General features: G+C 70.5%; 4 protein-coding genes and 1 pseudogene. 1 reads left to right on the top strand and 4 read right to left on the bottom strand.

Going from position 1 to position 7,187, the window contains the following annotated elements:
* From J5F18_RS06980 to J5F18_RS06995, 4 genes are all read right to left on the bottom strand, one after another.
* Positions 1-1,139 (bottom strand): FAD-dependent oxidoreductase (locus J5F18_RS06980; protein ID WP_346301555.1); only part of this gene is annotated, 1,139 nt, incomplete at its 3' end.
* Positions 1,136-2,470 (bottom strand): FAD-dependent oxidoreductase, encoded by a 1,335-nt coding sequence (locus J5F18_RS06985; RefSeq protein WP_346301556.1) that lies wholly within the window; start codon positions 2,468-2,470, stop codon positions 1,136-1,138. The genes J5F18_RS06980 and J5F18_RS06985, both read right to left, overlap by 4 nt.
* 268 nt (positions 2,471-2,738) lie before the next feature.
* Positions 2,739-3,806: a CmpA/NrtA family ABC transporter substrate-binding protein gene (locus tag J5F18_RS06990; protein ID WP_346301557.1), complete on the bottom strand. Its 1,068-nt coding sequence runs from the start codon at positions 3,804-3,806 to the stop codon at positions 2,739-2,741.
* Between the two features lie 9 nt (positions 3,807-3,815).
* Entirely contained in the window at positions 3,816-4,430 is a 615-nt protein-coding gene (locus tag J5F18_RS06995) for an ANTAR domain-containing protein (protein WP_346301558.1), read from the bottom strand.
* Positions 4,431-4,820: 390 nt separating this feature from the next.
* On the opposite strand from J5F18_RS06995, the pseudogene J5F18_RS07000 reads away from it, so the two are divergent.
* Positions 4,821-7,187, top strand: a pseudogene (locus J5F18_RS07000) (nitrate reductase); the annotation flags it as partial.

The raw sequence follows: 7,187 nt of genomic DNA on the forward strand, positions 1-7,187 counted from the left end.
CTGTTGTCGCCCACCAGCATGGCGCCCACCAGGCGCTTGCCGTCGCTGGAGACCACCAGCTTGCGATACTGCTGCTTGATGGGGTCGAGGAAGCGGAACTGGCGTGCGCCGGGGGTGCGGTCGCCGTGGGCGTCGCCGATGGAGCCCACGTCCACGCCCATCAGCTTGAGCTTGGTGCTCATGTCGGCGCCGGCGAAGGCCTCGCCGCCCTCCAGCAGGGTGGCGGCGGCGGCCTTGGCCATCTGGTAGCCGGGGGCGACCAGGCCGAAGATGCTGTTGTTCCACAGCGCCACTTCGCCCACGGCGAGGATCGTCGGGTCGCTGGTCAGGCAGTGGTCGTCGATCACCACGCCGCCGCGCTCGCCGATCTCCAGGCCGCAGTCGCGGGCCAGCTCGTCGCGGGGGCGAATGCCCGCGGAGAAGACGATCAGGTCGGTCTCCAGCACCTTGTCGTCCTGGAACACCATGCGGTGATGGCTGGCCTCGCCGTCGACGATCTCCTGGGTGGCGCGGCCGGTCAGCACCTGTACGCCCAGCGCTTCGATCTTCTCGCGCAGCAGCTCGCCGCCTTCGCTGTCCACCTGCATGGGCATCAAGCGGGGGGCGAACTCCACCACGGCGGTGTCGAGGTTCAGCCCGCGCAGGGCGCCCGCCGCCTCCAGGCCGAGCAGGCCGCCGCCCACCACCACGCCGGTGGCGGCGTTTTCGGCGGCGTCACGAATGGCGTCGAGGTCCTCCAGGGTGCGGTAGACCAGGCAGCCTTCGCGGTCGTTGCCGGGAATCGGCGGCACGAAGGGGGTGGAGCCGGTGGCCAGCACCAGGCGGTCGTAGGGGTAGCGGCCCTGGTCGGTGACCACCTCGCCGGCGTCGCGGTCGATGGCGAACACCGCCTCGGAAAGGCGCAGCTCGATGCCGTGCTCGGCATAGTAGTCGGCGGTGGAGAGCGCCAGGGAATCGGCGTCGCGCCCGCTGAAGTACTCGGAGAGGTGCACCCGGTCGTAGGCCAGGTGGCGCTCCTCGCCGAACACGGTGATGGCGTAGCGCTCGGTGGCGCCGCGCTCGACCAGCTGCTCGACCAGGTGGTGGCCGACCATGCCGTTGCCGATGATGATCAGTTGCGGTTTAACAGGCGTGTTCATGCGGCCTCCTTCGCGGGGCGTTGCGGTGATTCGTTCGATGCGTCGTCGAGCAGGGTCTGGGCGTCGGCGGCGCCGAGCAGCAGCGCGGCGCGGCAGGCGGTGAGGTCGCACCCGGCCAGGGCCTGCTCGAAGTACCAGGGGCCGGAGGCGGTGTCGCCGTAGAGCACGACCCCTTCCAGGCGGCCGTCGCGCAGCAGCAGGCGGCGGTAGTCGCCCTGCTGGGGGTCGCGATAGCTGAGCACCTCGTGGTCGGGGTCGGGCTCGGTGGGGCCGAAGGCGTAGAGGGAGACCCCGCTGACCTTGAGCTTGGTGGCGCAGGGGGCGTCGACGTAGCCGTCCACCGTCTCGCCGGAGAGGCGGGCCGCGAGCACCTCGACCTGGCGCCAGATGGGCTCCACCAGGCCGAAGGTCTGGCCTTCGAACTCGCAGCACTCGCCCAGGGCGTGAATGGCCGGGTCGCTGGTGGTGAGCCAGGCGTCGACGACGATGCCGCGGTCGACGGTGAGCCCGGCGACGCGGCCCAGGTCGGCGTTGGGCACGATGCCGATGGCCACCACCACACAGCTGGCGGGCAGTCGGGTGCCGTCGGCCAGCAGGGCGGCGCACACCCGGCCCTGGCCGTCGGCCTCCAGGCGCTCGAGCTCGGCGTCGGTGTAGATGTCGAGCCCGCGGCCACGCAGCTCGTTTTCGAGCAGCCGGGCGGCGGTGAGATCGAGCTGGCGGTTCATCAGGCGGTCGTCGCGCTGCAGCAGGCTCACCCGCAGGCCGCCCTGGTCCTGAGCCCGCTCGCCCTGTCCTCGTTTACGTAAACCCTCGGCGGCCTCGAGGCCCAGCAGGCCGCCGCCAATCACCACGGCGCTGCCGTCGCGCTCGGCGGCCTGGCGCTGAGTGAAGCGAATCAGGGCCTCGGCGTCGCGGAGGTCGCGAAACACCTCCACGCCGGGAAGCTCGAGCCCCGGCACCGGGGGGCGGGCCGGGCGGGAGCCGGTGGCCAGCACCAGCCGGTCGTAGTCGAGGGTGCGGCCGCTATCGGTGGTCAGGCGCCGTGCGGCGCGGTCGATATCGGTGACTCGCTCGCCGAGGATCAGGTCGATCCCCTGGTCCGCGTACCAGTCCCTGTCACGCAGGGTCAGCGCCGGACGCGCCATCTCGCCGGCCAGCAGCGGGGAGAGCAGAATACGGTTGTAGGCCGGGTCCAGTTCGTCGCCGATCACGGTGATGCGCGCCGGCCGCCCCGGCTTGCCGGCCAGTGCTTCCACTAGCCGATGGCCGGCCATGCCGTTGCCGACGATGACCAGGTGCTCGTTCGCTGGATGGGGGGCTTGATGCATGGTCAGGCACCTCCGCTGAGTGAAAATGGGGTGGCGACAACGAAAAGAAGGCGACCCGGCGCAATTCCCCGGGGGGAGAGCGCTGGGACGCCTTCGTCCAATGCGTGTCATCTGTCGTCAGGGGTGATCGCCATTGATCACCGTGCTGCCCCTCACTATTCAAGAAGCCGGCCAAAATGTCGGATGACGATATTTTATTCTTATATTTCAGCAATCTGGGCGATGTTGGTGGGGGCGAGGCCGTGCCGCGGGGCGGACGCCATGCACGTCAATGGTGCATGGCGGCATCGAAATGCACGGGCGCGTAGCACTCATGCAGGGTGCCGATGTCCAGTTGGCGACCGCGGCCTGCGAGGTGGCGGCTCAGCGCCTCGGCCACGCGGCCCATGGCCTCGATATCGGGGCGCAGCACGCCGTCGCCGTACAGGCGCTGGTGGATCGGGGCGCTGTCCAGGGGCAGGTCGTCGAGATGGTTCACCGAGCGGTCGAGATAGGGGGGAAGGGCGAGCCAGCGAAGCGCCTGGCGGCGATGCGCCGGTGCGGCGGCCAGCCAGCGGCTGGCGGCCATCAGTGAGCGAATCAGCGCCGCCAGGGTGGCGGGGTAGCGCCTGGCCCAGGAGCGAGTCACGCCCAGCACCTTCTCGGGAGCCTCGGGCCACAGCTGGGCGCCGGTGGCGACGATGCGCCCCGCGTGGCGAAACTGGGCCAGGCTGCCCCAGGGTTCGCCGGCGCAGAAGCCGTCGATCTCCCCGGCCTCCAGGGCAGCCGCCAGGCGTGGTGGCGGCAGCACCACCAGCTCGACGTCGTGCTCCGGGTCCAGGCCGCCGAGTGTGAGCCAGTCGCGCAGCTGATAGTGCTGGCAGGAGAAGGGGTAGACCATGGCCAGGCGCGGCCGTCGCCGAGCGGGCTGCCCTCCCAGCCCCCGGGCCAGCGCCAGGGCGCTGGCCCGGGGTGCGTCACCGAGCGTCACCTTGCCGGCCTCGGCGAGGGTGCTGGAGAGCACCAGGGCATTGCCGTTGCGCGACAGGGTGATCGGCGCCAGGGTGTCGCAGGGCGCGCGTTCCAGGCCCAGACTCATGGCCAGGGGCATGGGGGCGAGCATCTGGGCGCCGTCGAGCAGGCCGGCGGCGACCTTGTCGCGCAGCGTGGACCAGGCGTTCTCCCGCGAGAGGGTAACGTCTAGCCCCTGCTCGCTGAAGAACCCGTGCTCGCGGGCGATCACCAGCAGGGCGGCATCCAGCAGCGGGACGAAGCCCAGCGTCAGGCGGTCGAGTTCGGGGGTCGGCGGCCTGGCCGCCTGATGGCTATGGCTAGAGGGCGTCGGCGTGGCACTCATGGGGGATCCCTATTCAGGCTCGGACGAAGGGGGCGACAGCTGCTCCAGGACATCGATGACGCTGTCGGCCACCTGGGCGATGCGCTGGCCGCGGTCCATGGCCAGCTTGCGCAGCATGCGGTAGGCCTGCTCCTCGTCGCAGCCCTGGTGCTTCATCAAAAGGCCCTTGGCGCGCTCGATGCGCTTGCGCTCGGCGAGCTGGTTACGGGTCTGGTCGAGCTCCTGGCGCAGGGACTGGAAGGCGTCGAAGCGGGCGATGGCCACTTCGATGATCGCCTTGACCCGGCCGGCCACCAGGCCGTCGACCACATAGGCGCTGACCCCCGACTTGAGGGCCGCCTGCATGGTGTCAGGGTCGTGCTGGTCGGCGAAGAACACCACCGGGCGCGGGTTCTCGCGGTTGAGCAGGGCCATGCTGTCGAGGGTGTCGCGGTCGGGGGACTCCATGTCGATGATCACCACGTCCGGCTGATGGCGCGCGACCATCTCGTTGAGGCTGGCCGGGCTCTGCAGCCGACAGATGACCTCGTGGCCCTCGGCGATCAGGGCCTCCTCGACCATGGCGGCGCGAACGACCTCGTCGTCAACCAGGAGCACCTTGAGAGAAGCGGTCAGGGGGGGCATGGCAGTGTCGTCGTTCGTCAGGGGGATGGCTGGCAGTATCGCCTCTAAAACAATATCCGTTAAAGCAATATCCGTTCCAGGTATCGCCAGGGTCCGGCGAGCCGCGGCCTCGACGCGGGGCGTCGGCGCGGCCCCGGCGTTGATTTGGCACCAGCCTGGTGCAGGAGGCGGTGCCCACGATAGCCGCTGGTGCAAATTGGCTCCGCCTGGCCGGGCCGGAAGTGCCGGCCGGACGGCCCCACGTCACTGGCATAGCAGCGGAAAACACCTTCTGGCACACGCCTTGCTTGACTTTCCCATATTGGCAACGACGCCCATCAACGCCTGCCTATTACAGGGTAGACGCTGGTGGGCGTCTTCGTTTCCGACTGACCCTGACAGGAGAGCGGCATGCACCAGGCACGAACTACCTGCCCCTATTGTGGCGTCGGCTGCGGCGTGGTGGCAGAAATCGACGGTGAGCGGATCGTCGGCGTCAGCGGCGACACAGAACATCCGGCCAATTTCGGCCGGCTCTGCGTCAAGGGCTCGGCGCTGCACGAGACGCTGGGCGAGCACGGCCGGCTGACCCGGCCGCGCCTCGACGGCGTGGAGGTGGGCTGGGAGACGGCCCTTTCTGCCGTGGCCGACCGCCTGGCGGCGACCCGCCGCGAGCACGGCGACGGGGCGGTGGCGGCCTACCTTTCCGGCCAGCTGCTCACCGAGGACTACTACGTCGCCAACAAGCTGTTCAAGGGGTTCCTCGGCACCCCGCACCTGGACACCAACTCGCGGCTCTGCATGGCCTCGGCAGTGGCCGCCTACAAGCGCAGCCTCGGCGCCGACGCCGTGCCCTGCAGCTACGAGGACCTGGAGGAGGCCGAGCTGGTGGTGCTGGTAGGCTCCAACCTGGCCTGGAACCATCCGGTGCTCTACCAGCGCCTCAAGGTGGCCAAGACCCGCAACCCGCTGATGCGGGTGGTGGTGATCGATCCCCGGGTCACCGACAGCTGCGAGATCGCCGACCTCTACCTGGGTCTCAAGCCCGGCAGCGACGCCCGGCTGTTCACCGGCCTGCTGACCTGGATGGAGGCGCGGGGCAAGCTCGACCGGCTCTACCTGGAGCGCCACACCCAGGGCCTCGAGGAGGCGCTGGCCGCGGCCCGAGAGGAGGACTGCTCGGTGGCCGCGGTGGCCGCCGACTGCGATGTCGACCCGGAGCGCCTGGAGACCTTCTACTACTGGTTCGCCAGCCAGCTGCACGTGGTGACCCTCTATTCCCAGGGGGTCAATCAGTCCAGCAGCGGCACCGACAAGTGCAACGCCATCATCAACTGCCACCTGGCCGGCGGCAAGCTCGGCCTGCCCGGCGCCGGCCCCTTCTCCATCACCGGCCAGCCCAACGCCATGGGCGGGCGCGAGGTGGGGGGGCTGGCCAACCAGCTGGCCGCCCACATGGACTACCACACCCCGGGGGCCCTCGAGCGGGTGGCCCGCTTCTGGTCCACCGAGTCGCTCACTCCGACCCTGCCCGAGGGGCCCGGCCATAAGGCGGTGGAACTGTTCGAGGCGATCGAGCGCGGCGAGGTGCAGGCGGTGTGGATCATGGCCACCAACCCGGCGGTGAGCCTGCCCCGGACCGACCGGGTACGGGCGGCGCTGGCCAAGTGCCCGCTGGTGATCGTCTCCGAGTGCATGGCCGACACCGACCTCTTGCCCTACGCCGATATCGTGCTGCCGGCCTCCTCCTGGTCGGAGAAGGACGGCACCGTGACCAACTCCGAGCGGCGCATCTCCCGCCAGCGAGGGCTGCTGCCGCCGCCGGGGGAGGCGAAGCACGACTGGTGGATCATCACCGAGGTGGCCAGGCGCCTGGGCTACGGCGAGGCCTTCGACTACGCGCACCCGGCGGAGATCTTCGACGAGCACGCCCGGCTCTCCGGCTTCGAGAACCTTCCCGGCACGCCGGGCGAGCGGTTGTTCGATATCTCCGGGCTGGCCGGGCTCGACCGCGCCGCCTATGACGCCCTCGCGCCCATCCAGTGGCCGGTCAATGCCGCGGCTCCCCAGGGCACCGCCCGGCTCTTCGAGGAGGGCCGCTTCGCCACCCCGGACGGCCTGGCCCGGCTGATCCCGGTGCGCCCGCGGGCACCCGAGCAGGCAGGCGCGGCCGCTGCGCCTCAATACCGGGCGCATCCGCGACCAGTGGCACACCATGACCCGCACCGCCCGTGCGCCGCGGCTGATGAACCACCGCGCCGAGCCCTTTATCGAGATCACCCCGGAGGACGCCGACGCCTTCGGCGTGGCCGACCAGCAGCTGGCCAGGCTGACCGGCGAAGGCGGCGACTATCTCGGGCGGGTGCGGCTCGCCAAGGGCCAGCGCCGCGGCGAGCTGTTCGTGCCCATGCACTGGACCGATCGCTTCAGCGGCAGCGCCCGCATGGGCAGCCTGCTGGCGGCCCACCTCGACCCCGTCTCCGGCCAGCCCGAGTCCAAGCACGGCGCCGTGACCCTGGCGCCGCTGCCGGTGGCCTGGGAGGCCACCCTGCTGGTGCCCGATGACCTGGCGGTGAGCCCCGGCTGGTGCGAGGAGAGCGCCTACTGGGCGCGTATCCCCCTGGGCCATGGCCAGCGCTGGCAGCTGGCCGGCGCCCCCGAGAGTGCCGACCGCGACTGGCTGGCCTGGGTGACGCGCCACCTGCCGGCGGCGGCACTGTGGCTGGAGGATCCCGCCGGCGGGCGCCTGCGTGCCGCCGGCATCGAAGACGGTCGCTT

It is taken from the genome of Halomonas sp. BM-2019 (assembly GCF_017584085.1).